Here is a 24,875-nt window from a genome sequence, read left to right on the forward strand (position 1 = left end):
CGCGCGCGTCCGGGCAAGGCCACACCCCGGACTTTGGTGCGATGGACAGCATTGATGCACTCCGCTACGGCTTTGGCTAGGCCTGTTATGGACTTTGCACGCAACGGCGCGGGCCGGACCGTTTTCCCGGGAGGTTTTGATGGCTCTGGTGATCGAAGGCGAAGAACGCATCGCGGCCCCCGTCGACAAGGTCTGGGCGGCGCTGAATGATCCGGCGGTGCTCAAGGAAAGCATTCCCGGCTGCCAGAGCCTGGAGATGAAATCGCCCACCGACATGGCCGCCACCGTGGTGCTGAAGATCGGGCCGATCAAGGCGACCTTCAACGGCGAGGTGACGCTGAAGAACCTCAACCCGCCGCATTCCTATACCATCCAGGGCGAAGGCAAGGGCGGCATCGCCGGCTTCGCCAAGGGTGGCGCCGACGTGACGCTGACCGCCGACGGCGGCGACGCCACCGTGTTGAAATACGCCGCCAAGGCCGATGTCGGCGGCAAGATCGCCCAGCTCGGCAGCCGCCTGATCATGTCGACGTCCAAGAAGCTGGCCGGCGAGTTTTTCTCAACCTTCGGCAAGAAGGTGGGCGACGCCGGCTGATTTCACAGTGCCTTTGTCCAGCCATGGCCGGGGTGCAGCAGTTCGAGGCAATCCCTCAGCCAGGTACGCTCGGGCGCGGCTAGTTTCGGCAGTGCCGCCGCGAAATCCGCCTCGTCCTTGGGGCGTTGGTATTTTGCCTTGAACAACAGCACGGCGGACGGGTTGAGGTAAGGAATACCGCCAGCCGTCCGCATCACCATTTCGGAGCGCGGCCGCCGGATTTCCGTTGCCCGCTTGTAGACCCAGCCGTCATCCGTTCCAGGCTCGATCATCATGTCCACCCGCCAGCGCCCGGCGGCGCGGTCGAAGCCCCAGATTTGAAAGATCTCGGCCGCCGGTTCCCGGTCCACCGCGAGACGTTCGAGAACGCCGTCATGCACGGTGTAGAATTCCAGATCGCCCAATGCCCGCCGAAAGGCGCCGAGATCCTCGCGCAGGATCGTGAATTCCAGATCGCCGTGGTCGCGGGTCTCGGCTCCATGCCACAGATCGAGAGCCCAGCCACCGACGATGCACCACGGCCGTGCGACATCGCGCAGGCGCTGCGCCAACTCAGCGGGCTGCCACGCCACCCATCGTTCCTGATCGGGAATCTCGGCCTGTTCGTTCATCGCCAACCAACAACACCCGTCACGGACCCGCCTCTTCAAAACGTCCTGCCGGTCAATAAGCGACCGCCGCGCATGCCCGCTGGCTCACGGGGTCTTGGGCGTTTCCACCGCCGCCCTCTTACCGGCGCAGCAGCGGCTCGATGGCTTCGCGAACCAGCTTCTCGATATCGAGTTCCAGCTGCTGACGCCGGCGGACCTGCGCCCGCTTGTTCGGCTTGTATTCGCTGGGGTCGCGCTGCGCCTTGACCAGCGGCAGGGCGAACAAGGTCGGCCTGACATTCTCGCCGCTGCATTCGAGCCAGAAGCTGTCATAGTCGGCCTTGATGCGGCGACGCAGGCTGTAGTCGCCGGCAAAGACATGGCCCTTGTTGGATACGCCGAACAGGCCGCCGAGATTGAGGGCCTTGGCCAACGCCTGCGCCACCAGAAGCAGCAGCGATTTCGGCCTCAGCCCCTCCATCGCCTTGGTCAGGGCGCGCGCATCGTCCAGGCCATGCGTGCCGGCAAGAGCGGTCTTGAGCACGCCGATCCACAGAACGTCCGCGCTGCCGTCGAGCTTAAGGTTGCGCTCATTGACGATGGCAAGGCCCATCTCCATCACCGGGCGCGCGTCGACGCAAAGGACAAGGCGCCATTCCGCCTCGCGATACAATCCGCCCTGGCCGGCGAGGTCCACCGAGACTTCGCCAGCGTCGGTCGGCAGCGTCAGAAGCCGCACGCCATCGATGTGGCTTTCGACGAAGGCCTCGTTGGTCAAAAGGCGCGCCGCCGCCTGATAGTGATCGATCACCGCCGGCGCCCGGTTCTGCCACTTCAGGCCGTACAGCAGATAAGGCCGGACGGGCTTGTCCAGGATACCCGGATAGCGGTCGAGGATCGCGGCGAACGGTTCTGCACCGAAGACATCGCTCAGCTTGGCGATCTCGCGGCGGTATATCCACCTGAGCGCCGCCCATTTCGTCGTAGCCCACCAATGATCCAGCTTGCGCCGCAGCGCGGAGCGCGGCGGACGCGGTTTCGGGATCTTGATCGGTTCGGGCGGCAAACTGTCAACGTTGGCAGTCGGCGACTGCATCGCATTCCTCGCAGGAGACTGCCTTGGGTTGCGGCTTCCTACCGCCGACAAGGCAGCACGGCAAGCCATACGGGCCGGGCAAACCGCTTGCCGGACCGGCTTTTTAGCCGCCACGACCGCCATCGTGGCCATAGCCGTGACGGAACCGGGCCCGAGCGCCCGCCGCAGCGATGACGCCGCCGCCATCGCCGCCCGCCCGGCCACGATGCCGTTCAGCCTGTTGCCAAGGCGAGGTTCCTTACCGTCTTCGCGCAAACTTAGCATAGGCTAACTCACTGTAATAATTGATTTTTTCAAGATCACGCGATTGACATGTCGGGCAGGCCGCCTTATTTCAAAGTCATCGGGGAGTAGCCACCGGAAACGGGGGCGCATCAACATACTCGCGTCAATGCGTGGTGCGTCCGGCGGGCATGACCGTTTGGCAAGACCGTGGCGAAAACCGTCATCAGGACATGACGGCACCATTCGTCTGGCAACGTCCCTGTTCCGGAATTTTCCAATGTCGCCCATCGCCATTGGCGTGCTGGCCGTCAGCATGTCGCTCGATGCCTTGATTGCGGCCATCGGCCGCGGCGCCACCACCAGGCACCCTTCGCTGTCGGAAGCCGTCAAGACCGGCCTCGTCTTCGGCGTCATCGAAATGCTGACGCCTTTGATCGGCTGGGCACTCGGAATCGCCGCCAGCCAGTGGATCCAGAGCGTCGACCACTGGGTCGCCTTCGCGCTGCTGGCCGGCGTCGGCGGCAGGATGATCCTGCAGGCGTTGTGGCCTCAGGCAGAGCCTTCCGACGTGCCGACCGCACGTCCGACGCTCGGCCTTCTGGCCACGGCGGTCGGCACCAGCATCGACGCCATGGCCGTCGGCGTTTCGCTGGCCTTTCTCGATGTGAACATTTTTGTCGTGGCGGCGGCGATCGGCTTTGCCACCATGGTCATGACCATCACCGGCGTTCTGGCCGGCAAATATCTCGGCGCGCGTTTTGGCCGCTATGCCGAGATCGTCGGCGGCATCGCGCTGATCGGCCTTGGCGGCAAGATCCTCATCGATCATCTCGGCGCCGGCTGAGCAAGCAGCTTCCGCCCCATCGTCTCCCGAACTGAGGCCTGCCCCCTCAGTTAAAGCGGCATCTCGAAACACTTAGGATTTGACCTAAGTATCTTTTCGATCTATGACAGCGCCCGTGCACAGAATGGCTGTGCTCTATCGACAAGGAGCCATCGTGACACCACGGGCAGGCCTGCAGCACTCCCCTCCGCCGACGAACGCCGCGGTCGTCGACCGCGTCTTTCGCGCCCTGTCCGACCCGACACGGCGCAATGTGCTGGAACGGCTGTCGCTGCGCCCCGCCTCGGCCAGCGAGCTCGCCGCCCCCTACGACATGGCGCTGCCCTCCTTCGTCGAACACCTGAAGGTGCTGGAGGGAAGCGGCCTGGTGCGCTCGCACAAGGCCGGCCGCGTCAGGACCTACGAACTGGCCGCGGAACAACTCAAGCTTGCCGAGGACTGGCTCGGACGTCAGCGCAACATCTGGGAACGCCGCCTCGACCAGCTCGACAGCTATCTGCTCAAACTCAAGGAAGAGGAAGCCAAATGACCTTGCCCAAAATCACCACCAATCCCAAGCTCGACCTCGTGCTCGAACGCGAACTCGACGTGCCGGTCGAACTCGTCTGGCGCGCCTGGACCACCGCCGAGCACCTGCGCCACTGGTTCGTGCCGAAACCGTGGACGATCACCGCCTGCGACCTCGACGTGCGCCCGGGCGGCGCCATGAACTTCACCATGCGCTCGCCGGAAGGCCAGGAATATCCCAACACCGGCTGTTATCTCGAAGTGAAGCCGTTCGAGCGCCTGGTCACCACCGACACGCTGCTCGGCGGCTACCGGCCGTCGCCCAATCCCTTCTTCACCGCCGTCCTCGACTTCGCGCCGAAGGGAAGCGGCACGCAATACCGGGCCATCGCGATCCATGGCGAGGAGGCGAGCCGCCAGAAACACGAGGAGATGGGCTTCCACGACGGCTGGGGCACGGTGGTGGGCCAGATGGTGGAATACATCAAGGCCGGCCGCCTGCAGGGCTGACGCCCACGCCGCTTTTCAGCGCCGCCGCACCCCAAGCGGCGGCGTTTTTGCGCGCAGCTACAGGCCCGGTCACGACAAATCCCGGATGCTCATCGCTCCCCGACTGACCGGCGGCGATGATCGAATTTATTTGGAACGGCAGGGTCGAAATACGGCATTTGCCGTATTTTTCCGGAAGCGGCGCAGCGATAGGTTTCGCGCGCCCGCGCCGTGAATTTCCGCTTTCTTTCAATGTCCTGCGCCTCGGAAGCGCCGCCGCGTCGGGCACGGGGGAATTCTGGAAGATGCGCCGCACCGTCACCCGCCTTGCCGCCCTCTTGGTCTCGACGGCCCTGCCGACCATGGCCTTCGCGCAGAGCATCGGCGATCCGGCGAGCTGGCGCACGCCGGAATTCATGGCGCAGTGGGGGCTTTACTGGATCAACGCCGAATTCGCCTATGCCCGTGGCTTTGACGGCAGCGGCGTCAAGGTCGGCGTCGTCGATAGCGGCCTCGACATCCATCACCCGGAATTTGCCGGACGCTATGTTCCGGGCTTTACCTACAACCCGGACAGGCCCTGGAATGTCGACACGATTGGACATGGAACCATGGTGTCGTCGATCATCGCCGCCAATCGCGACGGCGTCGGCATGCACGGCGTGGCGCCCGGCGCGACGATCGTCATGGCCAATGCCTTCTCGGGCGGCTATGGTATCAGTAGCGTGGCTTCGCTCTACGGGATCCGTGCCTTCGTCAATCAAGGCGTGCGGATCATCAACAACAGCTACGGCTTGCCCTACCCGATCAATGACGGCCAGTGGGGCGATTCCTGGGAGTTCCCTGTATTGGGCGGGGCTTCGTCTCTCGATGTCTATCGCGAGGCGATCAAGGCCGGCGCCCTGATGGTCTGGGCAACGGGCAACGACTCCTCGCACCAGCCGGCAGGTCAATCCGGCCTTCCTTATCTCTATCCTGAGCTGGAGTCCGGCTGGCTCGCCGTCACCGCCATCGGCCCCGGCTACCGGGCCACCTGGGCGAACCAGTGCGGCGTGGCCATGAACTGGTGCCTGGCGGCGCCGGGCGGCAGCGACTGGCGCTGGAATCCACAGACCGGCGCATGGGAATGGCCCGACAGCCGGGATATCAACGTCGCAATCCCCGGCGGAGGCTATTCCTGGGTTTACGGCACTTCACTTGCCGCCCCGCATGTCGCGGGTGCCGCAGCCCTGGTGGCACAGGCGTTTCCCTATATGACCATGGATCAGGTGCGGCAGGTTCTGCTCGGCACCGCATGGGATATCGGCGCCCCCGGCGTCGACCCCGTCTTCGGCTATGGCCTGCTCGATGTCGGCATGGCGGTGCGCGGGCCCGGCAAGTTCGACTGGGGCGATTTCGTCGCCAATGTGCCCTTGGGCCGGAGCACCTGGGAAAACGACATCACCGGCAATGGCGGGCTTGTCAAAGCCGGTGACGGCGCGCTCATTTTGACCGGCAACAGCACCTATCTCGGCGACACCCGCATCGCCCAGGGCGTTCTCGCCGTCGACGGCAGCATCCGGTCGAACACCTTCGTCGAAGCCGGAGGCATGCTCTCCGGCGGCGGCACCGTCCATGGCGATGTGCGAAACGACGGCGCCGTCTATGGCGGTTTCGGCAGCCAGGGCGGCACGCTCACCATCGACGGCAACTACACCCAGTCCGCCGACGCGGGCCTGATGGTCATAGTCGGCGCGCCGAAGGGCACCAGCCGCGTCGACGTGACCGGCAGCGCGACCGTCAGCGGCTGGGTCGACGCGCTGGTGCCGGTCGGCGCCTGGCGCGGCGACGCACGCTACACCGTGCTGACGGCCGCCGGCGGCATCACCGGCCGTTTCGATAGCGATTGCGGCTGCTACGCCTTCCTCGACCTCGCTCTCTCCTACGACCCGAACACCGTCTATCTCGACGTGACCCGTAACACGGTCGCCTTCGCCGATATTGCCGCTACGCGTAACGGCGCGGCGGCAGCCGCGGCGATCGAAGGCCTCGGCATCGGCAAGCCGTTCTACGATCTCGCCGTCACGCTGAACGGCACCGACGCGGCCGACCTGTTCGCCCAACTGCCCGGCGAGGTTTATGGCTCGACCGTCAGCGGGCTGATCGAGAACAGCCAGCTGGTCGGCAGCCAGATGAACGACCGCCTGCGTTCGGCCTTCGAGACGGTGGGCGCCGCGCCGCTGCCCGTCATGGCCTATGGCGACGACGCGAGGGACATCACGACCGCCTCGATCCGCACCACTGAGCGTTACGGCGCCTGGGGTTCTGCTTTCGGCTCGTGGGGCTCGACCGACAGCGACGGCAATGCCGCAAAGCTGTCGCGCTCGACCGGCGGCTTCGTCACCGGCATCGACGGCCTTGTCACCGACGACTGGCGGCTGGGCTTCCTTGCCGGCTACAGCCATTCTTCGTTCAAGGTGGATGAGAGCAAGTCTTCCGCCGCCAGCGACAATTATCACCTCGGCCTCTATGGCGGCACTGAGTGGGGCGCCCTGGCGTTCCGCTCCGGCCTCGCCTACACTTGGAGCAAGATCGACAGCAACCGCCGGTTCGCTTTCCAGAACGTTGCCGACGGCCTTTCCTCCAGCTATCGCGCCGGCACCACGCAGGTGTTCGGCGAATTCGGCTACGGCATGAAGGCAGGCGCTGTTGCCTTCGAGCCTTTCGCCAATCTGGCTTATGTGAACACCCGCACCAACGGTTTCACCGAGAAAGGCGGCGTCACGGCGCTGACCGTTTACGGCGGCTCCAACGACATCACCTTCACGACGCTTGGCCTGCGCGCCTCGACCGATTTCGATCTCGGTACGATCAAGGCCACCGCGCGCGGCATGATCGGCTGGCGCCATGCCTTCGGCGATGTCGCGCCGACCGTCACCCAGGCCTTTACTGGCAGCAATGCCTTCACCGTCGCCGGTGCGCCGATCGCACGCGACAGCGCCGCACTCGAAGCCGGGCTCGATTTCGCCGTTGCGCCCACCGCCACGCTCGGCATCTCCTACCAGGGGCAGCTCGCCTCCAACGCCCGCGACCATGGCGTCAGGGCCGATTTGACCGTGAAGTTCTAGAACGAGGCTAACGACCTCCGACGACAAAACGCCCGCTTCGCTTCACCGGCGCGAGCATCCTCCACCATCCTGAAACGCGCCGGCGAAACCGCGCCGGCGTGCATCTGTCCCGCCTGTACGGCCAATCTTGTTCGTTTCCAGCATGGATCGTTCGCTGTCGCCCAAGACGATGCCCGCCCGTCCGGCGTAGAGCATCGGCCGGCGGTGCAGAGGCTTGGCCTCGAGGGTGCGCCGCCACAAATGGCGCGTGTTGTCTTTTGGGGGACGGACTTTGAAACACAAAACTGTCCAGGGCGCACGCGTCCCGGTGCGGGTGGCCACCCGGCCAGCAGGTTATGGACGAAGGTGGCCGGCCGCCGCTTTCATCCCGGTCCTGCTGGCAGGCGGCGTGGTGGCTGCCTGCACCTCCACCCCCTCGACCTTCGAGGGACCGCAATATTCCGACGAGACACGGCAGATGGAGAAGGAGCTTGCCGCCGAGGCCACCGCGCTCGGCGTGGCGCAGGGCGCGGTCGGCATCGCCGCCTCCTTCGACCGCACCGGCATCGGCAGCCTTGTCGCCGGACAGGTGGGCATGGCGGCGCGCAACGCCATGATGGTGCGAGCCGAAAAGCGGATGCAGGCGCAGGTGGAGAAGGACAACCAGGAATTCTACCGGCGCCATGGCATCGCCGAGGTGGCGGAAAACGAGGAATTGCCGCCGAAAGGCCGCAAGCCGAAGGATCGCAAGGCGCCATGAGCCGGATCATGCGCCAGCTGCTCCTCGCGCTGGCCGCGGTCCGCCCCGGCGCGACCAGCGCGAAGCCGGCCGCGCCGCCGGACAAGAGGGCAAGGCCTCCCATTTGCCGGTCGTTTTCACTTCCGCCTTGGCCATAGCCCGCCGGTTCGCCATGGCCGGCAAAGATTCGCGGACGACGACCCGAGCCGGCACACCGGACCCCGATCGTCGCCATCAAGCCGGTCAGTTCTTCAGCGTTCGCTGCAATGCCGCCGAGATGAGCCGCGTCGCTTCGGCGTGGATGTCGGCGCGCGGCCGCTTGCCGGCATCCGTGCAGATGGGATCGATCTCGCCGAAGGCGATCAGCAGCTGAGCCCCACCTTCCTTGCATTCGGGCAAGAAGGCGAAATGGTTGGCGTCACTGACCGTCGCATAGGTGCCGTGCGGGGTGAGCGAAGCCAGTTTTTCGGCCGCGACCGCGAGCGGAATGGTGGCCGGGTCGCCGAGATTGATGAAGGTCATCGGGATCGCGATGTCCTTCAGGCTCTGTGCGTCATAGGCCTGTGCCAGGCCAGGATCGACCAGCACCGCCGACTTGACGCGCCGATCGAGATTCGACTGTTCGAACAGCGCCTTGTCGACCGAACGCAGGTCGACCTTGTCGACCTTGACCTTTTCGTCGTTCACATAGCCGACGCCACCGGCATACCAGGCGCAGTCCCATTTCCTGTAGCTGTCGCAATAGCTGGCATAGGCCTCCAGTCTGGCCCGGGCTCCGGCAATCTCCATGGCGGCGGCGCCGCCCAGCGAGAAGCCGACGACGCCGACCTTGTCGGCATCGACATGGTCGCGCCATTCAGGGTCCGCCGTCAGCCCGTCGATCACGGCGGAAAGATCGCGGGTGCGTTGCCATAGTTTCGGTGTCTCGGCCGGCGTGGAATCGCCGCTGGTGGTGCCGGGATGGTTCGGCCCAGCAACGATGAAACCCGCCTTGGCCAGTTCCGTCGCCAGCCAGGCCATGCCCTGAACGCGGCTGCCGGAGCCGTGCGACAAGAGCACCAGCGGAAAGCGCCCCTTCGCCGGCGGCGCGTCGAGCGAGGCCGGCACACCCTTGAAAACCCTGTTGTCGCCGACCATCACCGGCTCGCCGCCGGGGCCGGCGGGGTACCACACCGTCACCTGAAGGGCGCGGCCGTGTTCGGTGGCGGGAATGGTGAGCTGGCGCACGCCGACATCGGCCGCCAGGCAAGGCGTGGCCAAGGCAAGGCCGAAAACGACGGCGCAAAGAGTTCTGAAACCGGACATGATGATCTCCTGAGATTGGACGCGGTTGGAAAGGACGGGGAAAACATCGCCGGTTCCTTGCCTTTCGCGCTTCCTCGATCGCGATTCAGGTCGTCCTTGATCGCAATCTGGGCCATCATCGGCTTAACCCACCAACGCTCCGCAGACCCCGTGATCTTCGTTCCGCTCCCCTTCGTCGTCGCCCTGCTGCTGCTGATCCTGCTTGTCGTGTTGCTGCGCAATGCGGAGCAGACAAAAGGCAATCGGCCCTTCCTGGCGCTGATCGCGCTCTGCGTCCTGCAGTCGATCATCCTCGGGCTGCGCTGGGGTTATGGGATGGCGGAACTGCGCTTCGTGCTGCCCATTATCGCGGCCTGCGTGCCGCCGCTGGTGCTGGCGAGCTTCCGCAGCCTGATCGACCGCGACGAAGCCAGGGACGATGCCGTCTGGTTGCAGGCGCTGCCGCCCGTCATCATGACCGTGCTGCTGTTCGTGGCGCCCGCACTGATCGACGTCGCACTGATGAGCCTGTTCGTCGGCTATGCCGTGGCCCTGTTGCGGCTCGGCCGGACCGGACCCGACGCGCTCGACGGGGCGCGTTTCGACGGCGCCGTCGCCGCGCACCGGGCGATGATCATCGCGGCGTTCTCGCTGTGCCTGTCGGCCTCGTTCGACCTGCTGGTGGTGCTGGATGTGGAATGGCGCAACGGGGCAGGCATCGCCTTCCTCGTCGGCAACGCCAACCTGCTCGGCCTGCTTTTGATCGGCCTGACGGCGCTTGTCGCCGCCCGCGCGCGGGCGCTGCCCGAACCGCTCGCGCAGGCCGAAGAGGCGGCATCGACGGCGGCGCAGGACCGCGACGTCATCGACCGCGTCGACCGCCTGCTCAAGGAGCAGCGGCTGTTCCTCGACGAGAACCTGACGCTGTCGCGGCTGGCCCGGCGCGCGGGCGTGCCCGCCCGGCAGATATCGGGCGCCATCAACCGGCTGGCAGGCAAGAATGTCTCGCAATACATCAACGAATACCGCATCGCCGAGGCCTGCCGGCTGCTGCGGCAGACCGACGGGTCGGTCACCGCGGCCATGCTGGAATCCGGCTTCCAGACCAAGTCGAACTTCAATCGCGAATTCCGGCGGGTGACGACGTTGAGCCCGGCGACCTGGCGCGACCAGAACCGGGCGACCTGAAGCCCCGCGCGTCCGAACAGACGCGCGCAGGACGCTCCAGCATCCCGAGACCGGGCGTCGGCCCGAACATCGAAACCGATGTCCGGGCCCGGTGCGCCGGCGGCCGGTCCCGGGAGGATGCGGCGTGCTCAGCCGCCCCTGGCGCTCTGTTCGCGGAACGCCGCCTCGCCCGCATCCGACACCTCGACCCATTTCAGGTCGGGCTCGGCGCCGGCGACGTAGCTGTCGTTCCAGTTCCACCATTTATAGGTCGGGGTCTGCGGATAGCCGGCGGGCGAATCCTCCCACGCCTCCTGCCGGCCGAGCGGCGTGATGTCGAGATAGTTCCAGGTGCCGCCCATCTGCTCGTCGCCGCGATTGTTGAGGAAATAGGTGCGGAAGACCTGGTCGCCGTCGCGGAAGAACACATTGGTGCCGTGCCATTCGTCGACCCCGAAATCGAAGTCGAAGCCGTCGGTGATGGTGACCCAGGGAATGTTCCAGCCCATGCGCTGCTTGAGCGTGGCGATATGGCCTTGCGGCGCCCGCGAGGCGAAGACCAGCGTGGTGTCGCGGGCGTTGAGATGGGCGACATGCGCAACCTGGTCGGCCACCATCGAGCAGCCCCGGCAGGCGTGTTCGGGCCAGCCATAGACACCCGGCTCGTAGAAGGCGCGGTAGACGATCAGCTGGTGACGGCCCTCGAACAGGTCGAGCAACGAGACCTTGCCGTTCGGCCCTTCGAAGGCATAGCTTTTATAGACCGGCATCCACGGCATGCGCCGGCGCTCGGCCGCCAGCGCGTCGCGGGCGCGGCTCTGCACCTTTTCCTTCACCAGCAATTCCCGGCGCGCCGCTTCCCAGGCCTCGGCCGTCACCACCGCCGGCCTGTGCATGGCGGCTTGGCCGTTTTCCGCCTGTTTTCCAGTTGATGTAACCATGACTTCGATACCTCCGGTTTGGCGAAGGCGCGCCCCGTTGCCGGGACACTGCATTCGCTGCTCATCGCTCGTTGTCGATGGAGCCAGTCTGTCACCGGCTGCCGGAAGGTGGGAGTAACAAGTGTGGCGCTATTCCGTGACGTGTCGTGGGCGGCCACGGCACCCCACAGGTCCGTGGGAGGTCAGCGGCCGCTTCTGGCCACCATGGCGAGGATCGTCTCGAACAGCTCGTCGCTCGCCTGCCGCGCGGTGATCTCGCCGGTCGCGGCAGCGCCCGAAAGCGCGTTGGCGGCGCCGAGCATGGCCCAGAAGGCGGCCTGTGCGATGCCGCGCGGCCCGGTGAAAGTCGCCAGCGCTTTGCGGCATTTGGCGATGAAGGCGAGCTGGTAGTCGCGCTTGACGGTTTCCAGCTCGGGCGAACCGGCGAGCGCGGCCAGCACGCCGGGCATCTCGCGCCCCTGCGCCAGCACGCAGTCGACATAGCTCGTCGCGATCACGCCGGCCGTCGCTTCCAGCGTCGGCTCGCAGGCGGCGAGCGCGGCGTCGATGATCGCCGTCTGGCGGGCGTCGAAATCCTTGTAGAGCGCGATCAGCAGGCCGTTGCGGGTGCCGAAATGGTCGTAGACGACCGGCTTGGCGACCTCGGCCGCTTCCGACAGCCTCGGCAGCGTCAGCGCGTCCGTGCCCTCTTCCCGCGCCAGCTGCCATGACACCTCCAGAAGCTGGCTGAGCCGCGCCTCGCGGCTGAGGCGAAGGCGCTTCGGGGCGTCATTGCGGCTTTCCGGCATGCTTGACATCACTATATACCAAAAGTAAGTTACCTGAAGTATATAGAACACGCCCTTCCATCGCAACCACCGTCGGTCACGCCCGCCGGCGATCGCAGCGGCACGCCATGCGTGTCGCGCAGAGAGGACTTTGCCCGATGACCGACGCAGCAATTGCCGATGTACCCGACCGCAGCGCATGGCTCGGCCTGATGGCGGTGCTGCCACTGGTGCTGATCGTGGCCATGGACGGCTCGATCCTTTATCTCGCCATGCCGCGCGTCACCTCGGCGCTGCTGCCGAGCGCCGACCAGGCGCTGTGGATCCTCGACATCTATGGCTTCATCGTCGGATCGCTGCTGATCACCTTCGGCAATATCGGCGACCGCTACGGCCGGCTGAAGCTGATCATGGTCGGCGCCACGGTGTTCGGGGCCGGGTCGCTTGGTGCCGCCTATGCGCAGAGCGCCGAAAGCCTGATCGCCTTCCGCGCGCTCATGGGTCTCGGCGGCGCGACGCTTTTGCCCTCGGGCCTCGCCATCGTCAGCGCGCTGTTCCCCGACGCCAGGCAACGTGCGCGCGCCATCGGCATCTTTGCCGCCACCTTCGCTGCCGGCTTCGCCGTCGGCCCCATTCTCGGCGGCATGCTGTTGCGCCATTTCGAATGGAGCGCCGTCTTCCTGATCAATGTCCCGGTCGTTCTCGCCTTCCTGATTGCCGCGCCGATGCTGTTGCGGGAAGTGCGGGCGACAAGCTATGGCCGCATCGACGGCTTGAGCCTGCTGTTCTCCTTCGCCGGCATCCTGTTGTTCACCTATGCGGTCAAGGCCGCCGCCACCCATGGCCTCGGCGCGGTTCCGGTCGCCGCCGGCATCGTTGGCATCGTCGCGCTGGCGTTGTTCCTGCGCAGGCAGGTGAGGATCGATTATCCGCTTCTCGATCTTAGCCTGTTCAGCGACCGCATCTTCTCCATCGCCATCCTGACCGGGCTGCTCTCGCTGGTCGTGTGGTCGGCGGCGGCTTATCTGTCGGGCATCTATCTGCAATCGGTGCTCGGCTTCGACGTTTTCACCGCAGCGCTGCTGACATTGCCCGGCGCCATCGTGTTGACGGCGACCTGCGTCGGCACGGCCGGCATCGTCGAGCGCATCGGCCGCAAGCCGGCGCTGGTGGCCACGCATGTCCTGATCGGCGCAGGCGTCCTTCTCCTCATGTTCACCACCGTGGAGGCGGGCGTCGCCGTCTTCATCGCCTCGACGGTGATCGCCGGCATCGGCTACGGCCTCTCCTTCAGCCTCGTCGCGGAGATCGCCGTCTCGGCGGTTCCGGCCGAGCGCGCCGGCGCGGCCGGCTCGATCGCCGAAACCAGCAACGAGCTCGGCAATGCGCTCGGCATTTCGCTGCTCGGTTCACTGGCGGCGCTCTCCTTCCGGCTGCTTGGCCCCGATGTGGCGGGCACGCTGGACGAGACGCTCACTCAGCCGGAACTGGCCGCCGACACCGTGCTTCACGCCAAGACGGCGTTTCTCACCGGCCTGCACGTGGTGGTCGGCGTCGGCGGGTTGCTCATGCTTATCCTCGGCATCGTCACCTGGCTCTGGCTGCCGAAGAAGCTGCCGCAATGAGGGCGCCGGGGCGCGGCAGAGCCTAGGCGATGCCGAGAATTTCCTCATGCGCCCCGCTGGCGCCCCAGCGAATGATCTCGGCCAGGATCGGCACCAGCGCCCGACCACGCCCGGTCAGGCTGTACTCGACCTTGCGCGGCACCACCGGATAGGCCTTGCGGTCGACCAGCCTGCGCTCCTCCAGCTGCCTCAGTTCGCGGCTCAGGATGCGCGGCGTGATCGGCCCGCCAAGGCCGCCATGCAGCAAGGAGCGGCCGATCTGCCCGTAGCGATGCGGCCCGTCAAAGAGAACGCACAATATGTGCAGCTTGTAGCGGCCGCCGAGGATCTGGTTGAAGGCGATGGCCGGGCACAGCCTGATATGGCTCATGTCCAGCCCGGTCAGGGTCGAAAAGGCCGGCCCCGTCGCTGTCGCCGGCTCGCCAATGTTTTTCTCCATGCTACCCTTTTTGTCCGTATTTACAGAAACGTACTACGGCAAATACACCGGTCTGGCGACGCATGAACAGCCTGTCCAAGGCGCCGGCCCGGAGGAAATGAATGAGCATCGAACTGACCGTACTGGCCTGGGCCTCCTTGTTCGGCATCGTCCAGATCTTCGTCGCCTCGCAATTGGCGACCAGGCACTACGGCGTGAAATGGGGGCTGTCGTCGCGGGAGGCGGCAATGCCGCGACCGGCGCCATTCGTCGGCAGGGTGATGCGCGCGCAGGCGAATTTTCTCGAAACCTTCCCGATCGCCGCGGCCGCGATCCTGATCGTCGAGTTCGCCGGACTGGGCAGCCGCTGGACCGAGCTAGGTGCAATCGTCTGGCTCGCCGCGCGCGCCGCCTATCTGCCGGTCTACGCCATCGGCATCACCGTGTGGCGCACGCTTTTGTTCGCCGTGAGCATCGCCGGCATCGGCATGGTGTTGTGGCCGGCGCTGGTGTGAGCGGAAGCCGGCCGGTTTCAGGCCCGGCCAACCTCATGCGGCCAGCCAACCGCGCCGCCTTTACCCGCGCAGGCCGGGGGCTTCCTGTCCGGTGCGCTCGACATATTCGGTGTAGCCGCCGCCATAGGCGTGCATGCCGTCGGTCGTCAGCTCCAGCACGCGGTTGGACAGAGCCGCCAGGAAATGGCGGTCGTGGCTGACGAACAGCATCGCGCCTTCATAACGCGACAGTGCCTCGATCAGCATCTGCTTGGTGGCGATGTCGAGGTGGTTGGTCGGCTCGTCGAGCACCAGGAAATTCGGCGGATCGAACAGCATCTTGGCCATCACCAGCCGTGCCTTCTCGCCGCCGGAAAGCACGCGGCACTTCTTCTCGACCTCGTCGCCGGTGAAACCGAAACAGCCAGCCAGCGCGCGCAGCGGCGCCTGGCCTGCCTGCGGGAACGAATCCTCAAGCGTTTCCAGCACGGTGCGCTCGCCGTCGAGCAGCTCCATCGCGTGCTGGGCGAAATAGCCCATCTTGACCGAGGGGCCGCGCGAGACGCTGCCGTCGTCGGGCTCGGAAGCGCCGGCCACCAGCTTCAGCAGCGTCGACTTGCCGGCGCCGTTGACGCCCATGACGCACCAGCGCTCGCGCCGGCGCACCTGGAAATCCAGCCCGTCATAGATGGTGCGGCTGCCATAGCTCTTGGAGACATTCTTCAACGTCGCGACATCCTCGCCCGAACGCGGCGCCGGCTGGAATTCGAAACGCACCGTCTGCTGGCGCTTGGGCGGCTCGACCTTGTCGATCTTCTCCAGCTTCTTGACCCGGCTCTGCACCTGCGCGGCGTGGCTGGCGCGTGCCTTGAACCGCTCGATGAAGGCGATTTCCTTGGCCAGCATCGCCTGCTGGCGCTCGAACTGCGCCTGCTGCTGCACCTCGGCGATGGCGCGCTGCTGGCGGTAGAATTCATAGTCGCCGGAATAGGACGTCAGCGCGCCGCCGTCGATCTCGACGATCTTGCCGACGATGCGGTTCATGAACTCGCGGTCGTGCGAGGTCATCAGGATGGCGCCGTCGAACCCCTTCAGGAAGTTCTCCAGCCAGATCAGGCTTTCGAGGTCGAGATGGTTGCTCGGTTCGTCGAGCAGCATCACGTCGGGCCGCATCAACAGGATCTTGGCCAGCGCCACGCGCATCTTCCAGCCGCCCGACAGCTTGCCGACATCGCCGTTCATCATCTCCTGGCTGAAGCCGAGACCGTCGAGCACCTCGCGGGCGCGGCCGTCCAGCGCATAGCCGTCCAGTTCGTCGAATTTGTGCTGCACCTCGCCATAACGGGCGATGATATCGTCCATATCGTCGGCGCGATCGGGATCGCCCATGGCGGCTTCCAGCTCGGCCATCTCGGCCGCCAGCGTGCTGACCGGGCCGACGCCGTCCATCACTTCGGCCACGGCGCTGCGGCCGGACATGTCGCCGACATCCTGGCTGAAATAGCCGATCCTGACGCCACGATCGGTGGAGACCTGGCCTTCGTCGGGCAGCTCCTCGCCGGTGATCATGCGGAACAGCGTGGTCTTGCCGGCGCCGTTCGGGCCGACCAGCCCGACCTTCTCGCCGCGCTGGATGGTGGCGGAGGCTTCGATGAAGACGATCTGCTTGCCGTTCTGCTTGCCGATGTTTTCGAGACGGATCATGATTTCGGGCCTGGGGAAAGGTGCGGGCTGCCGCGCCATCGAAGACGGCCGCGAAGGAGTGGGTCGTTAATCATCCCCTCCGGCCCGGCGCAAGGGCCGTGACCGGATTTGCGACCGATTATCGCGCTAGGCGACGGTCGAGTGGTCTCGCTTTCCGCAAAAGCAATCCGCGCGGATCGCGCGCCGCATCACTCCAGCGCGCGAGAAGCAGGCGCACGTTTTGCCTGGTAGCAGCTACGACCCAAAGACAATTGCCTGCCGTCCTTTGGCAGTCCCTGCCTTCAGGCGCTCCAATGCACTGGTCGCCTCGGCGAGCGTAACGCGCTGCACCTGTGCCTCGAACGGCTGTGCTTCATGCAGCTGGATCAGTTCGCGTATCTGTGCCCGTGTGCCGACGCTGGTCCCTGTTATCCACACACCGCTGGCCGTAAGCCACTCCTGGTTAAGCGGCACCGGTTGCGAAACCATCGCGGCTGCAATGATCCTGCCGCGCGGCCGGATGGCTGCAACCATGGCATCCCAGATGGCTGGCGTTGGCGCGAAGTTGATACAGACATGCGCTCGCAGGCCGGCGGGCCAGCCAGCGGCCAGGCCCGGCGACGCAAGGAGCGTGTGCCGCGCACCAAGCGAAGCAGCGATCTGCAGCTTGGCCTCGTCCGTGTCGACGGCAACGACTGTCGCCCCGAGCCGCTGGGCGATCTGGACAGCATAGAGACCCAGGCCGCCGCAGCCGAAGACGGCGCAGATTTCCCCGGCGCCCAGTCCCGCCCGTTTCACGGCGCCAAAGGCGGTCAGGCCCGCGCACATCAAAGGCGCAAGCAGTGCGGCATCGCCCTCATCCGGCATGGGCACGGCGAAACGGGCATCGGCGACGACATATTCGGCAAAAGTGCCCGCGACATCGAAACCGTGAGCCCGCTGGTGCTGGCAGAACGATTCCATGTCGGAGTGGCATTCATCGCAGTGGCCGCATGTATCGTGAAGCCACGCGACGCCGGCACGATCGCCAGGGTGCCAGTCTGCAACGCCGGCCCCCACTTCTTCCACCCTGCCGACACCCTCGTGGCCAAGAATCCGGGTCGGTTGTCCCGATGCGGGCCGCAAATGTCCCTGCCAGATATGCACATCCGTATGGCAAATGCCGCTCGCCTCCAGGCGAACAAGGATTTCTCCCGGCCCCGGTACAGGCCGAGCTACGTTCATGACACGCAGCGGTTGGCCCGCGTGCTCGAATAAGGCTGCAAGCATCGTGTTGCCCATCGTCTATTGGCCCAAGGCGCTCTTCACGGCCTGCAAGCCTGGCTGACCGTCATAGGTCGAGACACCGTCCAGCCATTTGGCGAGCTTGTCGGGGTTGCGCTTGATCATCTCGCGAGCGGCGACATCGGCGGACTTTCCCTGGCGCAGGATCATCTGCATGCCATAGTTTTCATAGTCGAGGTCGAAAGCGAGATTGGCAAACAACTTGGCCGCGTTCGGGCAGTCTGCCGAAAAGCCATGACGAGCGATTGTGCGGACAGTTGCACCGCCAAAGTTCGGTCCGAACTCGACATCGCCACCAGACAGGTAGGTCATGTTGTAATCGAGGTTCATCGGATGTGGCTCCCAGCCGAGGAACACAACCCAATTCTTGTCCGCCACGGCGTTCGAGACCTGGGTCAGCATCGCGGCTTCGCTGGACTCCACAATCTCCCAGTCGCCGAGCCCGTGTCGGTTGGCTGCCACCATGTCGAGCAGCGGCTTGTTCGAGCCAGCTTCGATCCCGTAGATCTTGCGCCCGAATTTGTCGGCGTGGGCGGCAAGATCATCGAAGCTTTTTATCCCCTGGTCCGAAACATTTTTCGGAACGGCCAGCGTGTATTTCGCGCCCTCCAAATTCACGCCCAGCACCTCGACGGAGCCCTCGTCGAAAAAGGACTTGTATTCCTCGTCCTGGACAGGCCGCCAATTGCCGAGGAAGACATCCATGTCACCCTCTTTCAGGGCGGAATAGGTCACGCCGAGGCCGAGCAGGGTCTGCGAGGCATCGTAGCCCAGACCGTTGAGGATCAATTGGGCGGTCGTGTTGGTGAGCGCGATGTCGGTCCATCCGAGATCCGCGATCCGGACTTTTTGGCATCGAGCCGCATCGGCGGCCATAGCAGACGAGGTCAACAGCCCCGAAAGCAGGGCGAAAACGATTGTTGTGCGCATTTTATGTGTTCCCATTGTTGTTCTTGTGACCGTCCGCCAGACCCTAGGGGGCGCTTATTTTATGTCAATATAAAAAATTGTATGATCGTACAAAGAATTTGCTGCTAAGGCAGGGAATGACCAATCAAGGCAAGCGCACAAAAATTGAAGACATCAGGCGCGTGGAGTTGATAGCCGCCGCGCACCGGGTGTTCCTCGAACATGGCCTGCAAGGCATGACATCGGCGCGGATATGCCGTGAAGCCGGCATGTCGCCCGGCATCCTTGCCTACTACTTCAAAGGCAAGGACGAGGTCCTGTTCGGCATGGTGCGCTATAACAACCGCCTGCTGATGGAAGACATCATAGCGCGGATGCGTGCCGCCCAGACGAGCTGGGCGAGGTTGGAGGCGATCGTGGAGGGAAACTTTCCCGCCGCGGCTTTCACCCGCACCATCGCCAACGCCTGGCTGTCGGTCTGTTCGGAAGCGGGCACGAACCCGCAATATGCGCGGCTTCAGAAACTGTTCCATCAGCGACTGCGCTCAAATCTGGCCTCGGTATTCGGGGCGACGTTCGACATGGCTCAATTGCGTGAGGCGAGTGCGATCATCGCTGCCCTGGTAGACGGATTGTGGCTGCGCAAGGCGGTGACGGACGATATCGGACGCGACGAGGCTGTTGGCCTGGTGTTTCGCGGAATTCGCTCACTGATAACGCCCGGTGAGGAGGAGCATCTGCGCCGCTCAAAGTGGCAGGCGAAACCAGCAGGAGCGAATCCGGGTGTGGCAACGCCGCCCTCGGACAAGTGAAGCCGACCGGCCCCATCGCCGTTCCAGGGATTTGGGAGCGGACGGATTGGCGTAGCACAACGTCAGCCCCATCGCTTCACCTTGTGCCGTTGACTTGCCCTCTTCCCGCCAACACCATCGCGCCATGAATCTCCTGGCGATTTCCGGCAGCGCGCGGCTTCAATCCACCAACACGGCGCTGCTGCGCGCGCTGGCAGCGGTGGCGCCGGACGGCATCGCCGTCACCGTCTTTGACCGCATCGGCGACCTGCCGGTGTTCTCGCCGGACCTCGAGGGCGAACGCACGCCGCCCTCCGTGCGGGCCTTCATGGACCTGATCGCGACCAGCGACGGGTTGATCGTCTCCAGTCCGGAATATGTGCGCACCCTGCCCGGCGGGCTGAAGAATGCCATCGACTGGCTGGTCTCGGGCGATGCCATCGTCGGCAAGCCGATCGCGCTCGCCCACGCTTCCCATCGCGGCGACGACATGCTGGCGACGCTGCGCACCGTGCTGTCGACGGTGTCCGGCAATTTCAACGCCGAACTGTTCCTGCGTTTCCCACTGATGAAGTCATCGCCGGATGCAATCGCGGCCTTCGTTGCCGACCCGCCGAACCGGTACGTCGCTGAAACCTATCTGCGCGACGTCGCGACCTTCTGCCGGCAGTGTCGCGACCCGGAGTCGGGTGCCTGGCCGATCGATCCGTGAGGGGTTGGCGGGCGATTTTCGCCTCGGGGCGGCAGCAACTCCGTCCGGCCGACGCCGCGCGTGCCGGTCTTCGAGATTTTTGAAAGAAAAAGCGACCGTTTGCGAAGAGAACGGCCGATTTTGGCGCCAAAACAGCGCCTGTGTATCAATTCGCGCCGTGCCAGCATGGCTTTCCGGATAAGCCCTTGATGGTGCTTGCCAAAATTTTTTGACTCTCGGGCGGACGGGCCGTCTCTGTCCACATCGGACGGCCGCCGCCGGCTGCCCCTTTACTCGAAGATAATTGCCGGAGCGGCCTCGGCGGCGCCCTTGCCGGTCTCGATCTGCTGCCAGACCTTGGCGGCTATCTCCTTGTAAATCCTTGCCTCTTCGCTGTCCGGCCGGGTGGCGACCACCGGCGTGCCGGCATCCGAGCTTTCGCGGATGCCCATTTCCAGCGGCACCGCGCCGAGGAAAGGCACGCCCAGCCGCTCGGCTTCCTTCTGCGCGCCGCCATGGCCGAAAATATCGTAGCGCTTGCCGGTGTCGGGGGCGATGAAATAGCTCATGTTTTCGACGATGCCGAGCAGCGGCACGTCGACTTTCCTGAACATGTTCAAGCCTTTACGCGCATCGATCAGGGCGAGGTCCTGTGGTGTCGACACGATCACCGCGCCCGCCAGCGGCACCTGCTGGGCCATGGTCAATTGGGCATCGCCGGTGCCCGGAGGCATGTCGACCACCAATACATCTAGCGGCCCCCATTCGACTTCACGCAACATCTGGGTGAGTGCCGACATCACCATCGGACCACGCCAGATCATCGGCGTTTCCTCGTCGACGAGGAAGCCCATCGACATCACCTTGAGGCCGTAATTCTCCTTCGGTTTCAATATCTTGCCGTCCACCGTCTCGGGCTTTCCATGGATGCCGAGCAGCTTCGGCATCGACGGTCCGTAGATGTCGGCATCGAGCACGCCGACCTTCAAACCGTTGGCGGCGAGGCCGAGCGCGAGGTTGGCGGCGGTGGTCGACTTGCCGACGCCGCCCTTGCCGGAGGCGACCGCGATGATCGCCTCGATGCCCGGAACGCCGCGCTTGCCCGAGCTTTGCGACGGCGGCGCCTGGCGCGGCGCCGGCGCCGGACGCGGCGCGGAAGGCTGCGGAATGGCGGCGGGCGTGGCCGGACGCTGCGGCACCGGCGCTTCCATGCCGCCGCCCTTCTTCTCGGCGGTCAGCGCCACGACAGCGCCGGCGACACCGGGAATGGCCTTGACGACGCGCTCGGCTGCGGCGCGCAGCGGTTCCATCTCCTGCGCGCGAGCAGCTGGCACCGTGATGGAGAAAAACACTTTGGAATCAGCGATGAATATCTCCGACACCATGCCCAGATCGACGATGTTGCCGGAAAAATCCGGGCCACTGACCGTCTTCAGGCGATCGATCACGGTTTCCTTGGTGACGGTCATGGGTGCTTTCCTAGACTGGGCCTCTGCCGACCAGATAATGCAGTTTGTGACCAAGACCAAGCGGGCCACCGGATGGGCTGACAGGTGCCAGCCGCTATGGCAGGGTCAAAACCATGATCGACAAGCTGGAATTCTTCATAGCCCTGGCCCGCGAAGAGCATTTCGGGCGCGCCGCCGAAATGTGCGGGGTGACGCAGCCGACGCTGTCGGCCGGCATCAAGCAGCTGGAAGACCAGCTCGGCGTCATGCTGGTCAAGCGCGGCTCGCGTTTTCAAGGGCTTACGCCGGAAGGCGTGCAGGTGTTGACCTGGGCACGGCGCATCGTCGGCGACACGCGGTCGATGCGGGAAGAAATGCGGGCGGCCAAGCACGGGCTTTCCGGCCGCATCCGCATCGCGGCGATCCCGACCGCATTGGCCATGGTTGCCAGGCTGACGACGCCATTTCGCGAAAAGCACCCCGGCGTCACCTTTTCCGTGCTGTCGCGAACCTCGATCGAGGTTTTGTCGCTGCTCGGCAATCTCGATATCGATGCCGGCATCACCTATCTCGACAACGAACCGCTGGGACGAGTGACCAGCGTGCCGCTCTACGACGAGCGCTATCAACTGATCACCGCCGCCGGAAACGAATATTCCGATCGGGAACACGTGACATGGGAGGAGGTGTCGAGCCTGCCGCTCTGTCTGCTCACACCCGACATGCAGAACCGCCGCATCATCGACCAGCACCTGGCGGATGCCGGCGTGCAGGTGCGCCCGACGCTGGAATCGAACTCCATGATCGTGCTTTTCTCGCATATCCGCACCGGCAAATGGTCGTCGATCATGCCGCTCAACCTCGCGGAAACATTCGGTTTTTCCGAACCGATCCGGGCCATCCCGATCGTCGAGCCGGACGCCCGGCACGCCGTCGGGCTGGTGACGGCGCCGCGCGACCCGCATACCCCGCTGGTGCAGGCGCTGCTGGACGAGGCAGTGGCGCTGGCAGGCAATCTGCGCCTCGAGGCCGAAGCTAAGCTTCGTCAAAGCTCCAATCGATAGAAAATTTTTATCATACGACGAAACAGCTTTATTGATTCCAAGGGCTTGGATCGCATTTAATAGACCAATAGCGCCCAATGGCGCAGTGTCAGGGAGGGCGCTGCATGTCCGTGCAGCCTGCAAGTACCGAGATCGTTTCGCGGACCGCGGCCGTCGTGCGCGAGCTGCAAGGCCTTGAGGGCCCGCTGCTGCCGATCCTGCACAGCGTCCAGGAAGAATTCGGCTATGTGCCGCAGGAAGCGCTGCCGGTGATCGCCGAAGCGCTGAACATTTCCCGTGCCGAGGTGCATGGCGTGGCCAGCTTCTATCATGACTACCGCAAGCATCCGGCCGGTCGCCACGTGCTGAAGCTGTGCCAGGCGGAAGCCTGCCAGTCGATGGGTTCGGACGCGGTGGCCGCGAAGCTCAAACAGGCGCTTGGCATCGGCTTTCACGAGACGGCGAAGGACAATTCTGTTACACTGGAACCAGTCTATTGCCTCGGGCTGTGCGCCTGCGCGCCGTCGGCGATGCTGGATGGCCAAGTCATCGGCAGGCTGGACGACGAGGCGATCGACGACATCGTCGCGGAGGTGCGTCGATGAGCGCGACTATCTACATCCCCGGCGACTCGGGCGCGCTGGCGCTTGGCGCCGAAAAAGTTGCCAAGGCAATCGCTAAGGAACTGGCCGAGCGCGGTCTCGACGCCAGGATCGTGCGCAACGGCTCGCGCGGCGCCTATTTCCTCGAACCGATGGTCGAGGTCGAAACCGCTGGCGGTCGCCAGGCCTATGGGCCGGTGAAGGCAGCCGACGTGAAGGGCCTGTTCGATGCCGGCTTGCTGACCGGCGGCCAGCACAGGCTGGCGCTGGGCAACCCGGAAGAGATCCCGTTCTTCGCCAAGCAGACACGACTGACTTTTGCGCGCTGCGGCATCACCGACCCGCTGTCGCTGGAAGACTATGAAAAGCTTGGCGGTCTCGTCGGCCTGCGCAAGGCCGTGGCGATGACGCCCGCCGACATCGTCAAGCAGGTGACGGAGTCCGGCCTGCGCGGCCGTGGCGGCGCCGGCTTCCCCACCGGCATCAAATGGAAGACGGTGCTGGATACGACGGCCGAGCGCAAATACATCGTCTGCAATGCCGACGAAGGCGACAGCGCCACTTTCGCCGACCGCATGATCATGGAAGGCGACCCCTTCGTGCTGATCGAAGGCATGGCGATTGCCGGCATCGCAACCGGCGCGACCAAGGGTTTCGTCTATATCCGCTCGGAATACCCGCATGCGGTGGCGGCCATGAACAGGGCCGTCTCGATCGCCCGCAAGGCCGGCGTGCTTGGAGCCACGGTGCTCGGTTCGCCGAACGCCTTCGATATGGAAATTCGCGTTGGCGCCGGCGCTTATGTCTGCGGCGAGGAAACCTCGCTGCTGAACTCGCTCGAAGGCAAACGCGGCGTGGTGCGCGCCAAGCCGCCGCTGCCGGCCATCCAGGGCCTGTTCGGCAAGCCCACCGTCATCAACAACGTGATCAGCCTGGCCTCGGTGCCGGTAATCATGGACAAGGGTGCCGAGCACTACAAGAATTTCGGCATGGGCCGTTCGCGTGGCACCATCCCTATCCAGATCGCCGGCAACGTCAAGCATGGCGGCCTGTTCGAGGCGGCGTTCGGCCTGTCGCTCGGCGAGATCGTCGACGGTATCGGCGGCGGCACCCGGTCCGGACGGCCGGTGAAGGCGGTGCAGGTGGGCGGACCGCTCGGCGCTTATTTCCCGCGGGAGCTGTTTGACACGCCGTTCGACTATGAGGAATTCGCCAAGCGCGACGGCCTGATCGGCCATGCCGGCATCACCGTGTTCGACGACAGCGCCGACATGCTGAAAATGGCGCGTTTCGCGATGGAATTCTGCGCCATCGAAAGCTGTGGCAAGTGCACGCCCTGCCGCATCGGCTCGACGCGCGGTGTCGAGACCATCGACAAGATTTCGGCCGGCATCGAGCCGGAGAAGAACCTCGAACTGGTCGCCGACCTCTGCAACACGATGAAGTTCGGATCGCTATGCGCGCTGGGCGGCTTCACGCCTTACCCGGTGATGAGCGCGATCAAGCATTTTGGCGAAGATTTCAAGCCGGCGCCGGCGCGCGTGGCAGCGGAATAGG

At 64.9% G+C, this 24,875-nt stretch carries 25 protein-coding genes and 1 riboswitch; of the genes, 14 read left to right on the plus strand and 11 right to left on the minus strand.

Features of this window, described 5'->3' with window-relative positions:
• The first annotated feature begins 139 nt into the window (after window positions 1–139).
• Window positions 140–595, plus strand: coding sequence for an SRPBCC family protein (locus FZF13_RS07965; RefSeq protein WP_024924140.1), 456 nt, complete (start codon window positions 140–142; stop codon window positions 593–595).
• Window positions 596–597: 2 nt separating this feature from the next.
• Here FZF13_RS07965 and FZF13_RS07970 read toward each other — a convergent pair whose 3' ends face one another.
• Together FZF13_RS07970 and FZF13_RS07975 are read right to left on the minus strand one after the other, a co-directional pair.
• Window positions 598–1,206 carry a nucleotidyltransferase domain-containing protein gene (locus FZF13_RS07970; RefSeq protein WP_024924141.1) on the minus strand — a complete coding sequence of 203 codons (609 nt, stop codon included), beginning with the start codon at window positions 1,204–1,206 and terminating at the stop codon, window positions 598–600.
• Window positions 1,207–1,324: 118 nt separating this feature from the next.
• Window positions 1,325–2,281, minus strand: a complete 957-nt coding sequence (locus tag FZF13_RS07975) for a DUF535 family protein (protein WP_024924142.1) — start codon at window positions 2,279–2,281, stop codon at window positions 1,325–1,327.
• Between the two features lie 333 nt (window positions 2,282–2,614).
• A riboswitch (yybP-ykoY riboswitch) is annotated at window positions 2,615–2,704 on the plus strand.
• A 79-nt stretch (window positions 2,705–2,783) separates the two neighbouring features.
• On the opposite strand from FZF13_RS07975, the gene FZF13_RS07980 reads away from it, so the two are divergent.
• The 3 genes from FZF13_RS07980 to FZF13_RS07990 all read left to right on the plus strand — a co-directional run bounded on the left by FZF13_RS07980 (window position 2,784) and on the right by FZF13_RS07990 (window position 4,367).
• Window positions 2,784–3,350 (plus strand): manganese efflux pump MntP, encoded by a 567-nt coding sequence (locus tag FZF13_RS07980; RefSeq protein ID WP_024924143.1) that lies wholly within the window; start codon window positions 2,784–2,786, stop codon window positions 3,348–3,350.
• 154 nt (window positions 3,351–3,504) lie between these two features.
• Window positions 3,505–3,879 (plus strand): ArsR/SmtB family transcription factor, encoded by a 375-nt coding sequence (locus tag FZF13_RS07985; RefSeq protein WP_244431243.1) that lies wholly within the window; start codon window positions 3,505–3,507, stop codon window positions 3,877–3,879.
• A complete protein-coding gene (locus tag FZF13_RS07990; protein ID WP_024924145.1) occupies window positions 3,876–4,367 on the plus strand; it encodes an SRPBCC family protein in 492 nt (163 codons plus the stop codon). The genes FZF13_RS07985 and FZF13_RS07990 overlap by 4 nt, the downstream gene beginning before the upstream one ends.
• Here FZF13_RS07990 and FZF13_RS28890 read toward each other — a convergent pair.
• Window positions 4,342–4,662, minus strand: a complete 321-nt coding sequence (locus FZF13_RS28890) for a hypothetical protein (protein WP_161773085.1) — start codon at window positions 4,660–4,662, stop codon at window positions 4,342–4,344. The two genes, FZF13_RS07990 and FZF13_RS28890, sit on opposite strands and share 26 nt — an antisense overlap.
• On the opposite strand from FZF13_RS28890, the gene FZF13_RS07995 reads away from it, so the two are divergent.
• Entirely contained in the window at window positions 4,652–7,453 is a 2,802-nt protein-coding gene (locus FZF13_RS07995) for an autotransporter serine protease (protein WP_161773086.1), read from the plus strand. The genes FZF13_RS28890 and FZF13_RS07995 overlap by 11 nt on opposite strands.
• A 271-nt stretch (window positions 7,454–7,724) precedes the next feature.
• Window positions 7,725–8,192 carry a hypothetical protein gene (locus FZF13_RS08000; RefSeq protein WP_139116521.1) on the plus strand — a complete coding sequence of 156 codons (468 nt, stop codon included), beginning with the start codon at window positions 7,725–7,727 and terminating at the stop codon, window positions 8,190–8,192.
• Between the two features lie 222 nt (window positions 8,193–8,414).
• On the opposite strand, the gene FZF13_RS08005 is transcribed toward FZF13_RS08000, so the two are convergent.
• A complete protein-coding gene (locus FZF13_RS08005; RefSeq protein WP_024924148.1) occupies window positions 8,415–9,476 on the minus strand; it encodes an alpha/beta hydrolase family protein in 1,062 nt (353 codons plus the stop codon).
• Between the two features lie 150 nt (window positions 9,477–9,626).
• Between FZF13_RS08005 and FZF13_RS08010 the strand changes: the two genes are divergently transcribed.
• Window positions 9,627–10,643 (plus strand): helix-turn-helix domain-containing protein, encoded by a 1,017-nt coding sequence (locus tag FZF13_RS08010; protein WP_065998151.1) that lies wholly within the window; start codon window positions 9,627–9,629, stop codon window positions 10,641–10,643.
• Window positions 10,644–10,771: 128 nt separating this feature from the next.
• On the opposite strand, the gene FZF13_RS08015 is transcribed toward FZF13_RS08010, so the two are convergent.
• Together FZF13_RS08015 and FZF13_RS08020 are read right to left on the minus strand one after the other, a co-directional pair.
• Window positions 10,772–11,563 carry a DUF899 domain-containing protein gene (locus tag FZF13_RS08015; protein WP_036253396.1) on the minus strand — a complete coding sequence of 264 codons (792 nt, stop codon included), beginning with the start codon at window positions 11,561–11,563 and terminating at the stop codon, window positions 10,772–10,774.
• A 182-nt stretch (window positions 11,564–11,745) separates the two neighbouring features.
• Window positions 11,746–12,360 (minus strand): TetR/AcrR family transcriptional regulator, encoded by a 615-nt coding sequence (locus FZF13_RS08020; protein ID WP_024924151.1) that lies wholly within the window; start codon window positions 12,358–12,360, stop codon window positions 11,746–11,748.
• Window positions 12,361–12,488: 128 nt separating this feature from the next.
• Between FZF13_RS08020 and FZF13_RS08025 the strand changes: the two genes are divergently transcribed.
• Window positions 12,489–13,955 (plus strand): MFS transporter, encoded by a 1,467-nt coding sequence (locus FZF13_RS08025; protein ID WP_024924152.1) that lies wholly within the window; start codon window positions 12,489–12,491, stop codon window positions 13,953–13,955.
• Window positions 13,956–13,977: 22 nt separating this feature from the next.
• Here FZF13_RS08025 and FZF13_RS08030 read toward each other — a convergent pair whose 3' ends face one another.
• Window positions 13,978–14,394: a winged helix-turn-helix transcriptional regulator gene (locus tag FZF13_RS08030; protein ID WP_244431245.1), complete on the minus strand. Its 417-nt coding sequence runs from the start codon at window positions 14,392–14,394 to the stop codon at window positions 13,978–13,980.
• A 101-nt stretch (window positions 14,395–14,495) separates the two neighbouring features.
• Between FZF13_RS08030 and FZF13_RS08035 the strand changes: the two genes are divergently transcribed.
• Window positions 14,496–14,888 carry an MAPEG family protein gene (locus FZF13_RS08035; RefSeq protein ID WP_024924153.1) on the plus strand — a complete coding sequence of 131 codons (393 nt, stop codon included), beginning with the start codon at window positions 14,496–14,498 and terminating at the stop codon, window positions 14,886–14,888.
• 60 nt (window positions 14,889–14,948) lie between these two features.
• Here the strand turns inward: FZF13_RS08035 and FZF13_RS08040 are convergent, their stop codons facing one another.
• From FZF13_RS08040 to choX, 3 genes are all read right to left on the minus strand, one after another.
• On the minus strand, window positions 14,949–16,571 hold the full coding sequence (locus FZF13_RS08040; RefSeq protein ID WP_024924154.1) for an ABC-F family ATP-binding cassette domain-containing protein: 1,623 nt from the start codon (window positions 16,569–16,571) through the stop codon (window positions 14,949–14,951).
• 234 nt (window positions 16,572–16,805) lie between these two features.
• Window positions 16,806–17,831, minus strand: a complete 1,026-nt coding sequence (locus FZF13_RS08045; protein ID WP_051504867.1) for an alcohol dehydrogenase catalytic domain-containing protein — start codon at window positions 17,829–17,831, stop codon at window positions 16,806–16,808.
• 3 nt (window positions 17,832–17,834) lie between these two features.
• Complete coding sequence (gene choX, locus FZF13_RS08050; protein ID WP_024924156.1) at window positions 17,835–18,764, minus strand: choline ABC transporter substrate-binding protein; 930 nt, start codon at window positions 18,762–18,764, stop codon at window positions 17,835–17,837.
• Window positions 18,765–18,880: 116 nt separating this feature from the next.
• On the opposite strand from choX, the gene betI reads away from it, so the two are divergent.
• Window positions 18,881–19,555, plus strand: coding sequence for a transcriptional regulator BetI (betI, locus tag FZF13_RS08055; RefSeq protein ID WP_024924157.1), 675 nt, complete (start codon window positions 18,881–18,883; stop codon window positions 19,553–19,555).
• A 124-nt stretch (window positions 19,556–19,679) separates the two neighbouring features.
• The gene (locus tag FZF13_RS08060) at window positions 19,680–20,246 is read left to right on the plus strand and encodes an NADPH-dependent FMN reductase (RefSeq protein ID WP_024924158.1); all 567 of its coding nucleotides are present in this window, start codon (window positions 19,680–19,682) and stop codon (window positions 20,244–20,246) included.
• 269 nt (window positions 20,247–20,515) lie between these two features.
• Here the strand turns inward: FZF13_RS08060 and FZF13_RS08065 are convergent, their stop codons facing one another.
• Window positions 20,516–21,694, minus strand: a complete 1,179-nt coding sequence (locus tag FZF13_RS08065) for an Mrp/NBP35 family ATP-binding protein (RefSeq protein WP_024924159.1) — start codon at window positions 21,692–21,694, stop codon at window positions 20,516–20,518.
• A 113-nt stretch (window positions 21,695–21,807) separates the two neighbouring features.
• On the opposite strand from FZF13_RS08065, the gene FZF13_RS08070 reads away from it, so the two are divergent.
• The 3 genes from FZF13_RS08070 to FZF13_RS08080 all read left to right on the plus strand — a co-directional run bounded on the left by FZF13_RS08070 (window position 21,808) and on the right by FZF13_RS08080 (window position 24,874).
• Window positions 21,808–22,737, plus strand: a complete 930-nt coding sequence (locus FZF13_RS08070) for a LysR family transcriptional regulator (RefSeq protein WP_024924160.1) — start codon at window positions 21,808–21,810, stop codon at window positions 22,735–22,737.
• A gap of 104 nt (window positions 22,738–22,841) precedes the next feature.
• Window positions 22,842–23,321: a formate dehydrogenase subunit gamma gene (locus FZF13_RS08075; protein WP_024924161.1), complete on the plus strand. Its 480-nt coding sequence runs from the start codon at window positions 22,842–22,844 to the stop codon at window positions 23,319–23,321.
• Window positions 23,318–24,874 carry a formate dehydrogenase beta subunit gene (locus FZF13_RS08080; RefSeq protein ID WP_024924162.1) on the plus strand — a complete coding sequence of 519 codons (1,557 nt, stop codon included), beginning with the start codon at window positions 23,318–23,320 and terminating at the stop codon, window positions 24,872–24,874. Before FZF13_RS08075 ends, FZF13_RS08080 begins: the two co-directional genes overlap by 4 nt.
• Window position 24,875 lies beyond the last annotated feature (1 nt).

Source organism: Mesorhizobium terrae, from assembly GCF_008727715.1.
Lineage (GTDB): Bacteria > Pseudomonadota > Alphaproteobacteria > Rhizobiales > Rhizobiaceae > Mesorhizobium > Mesorhizobium terrae.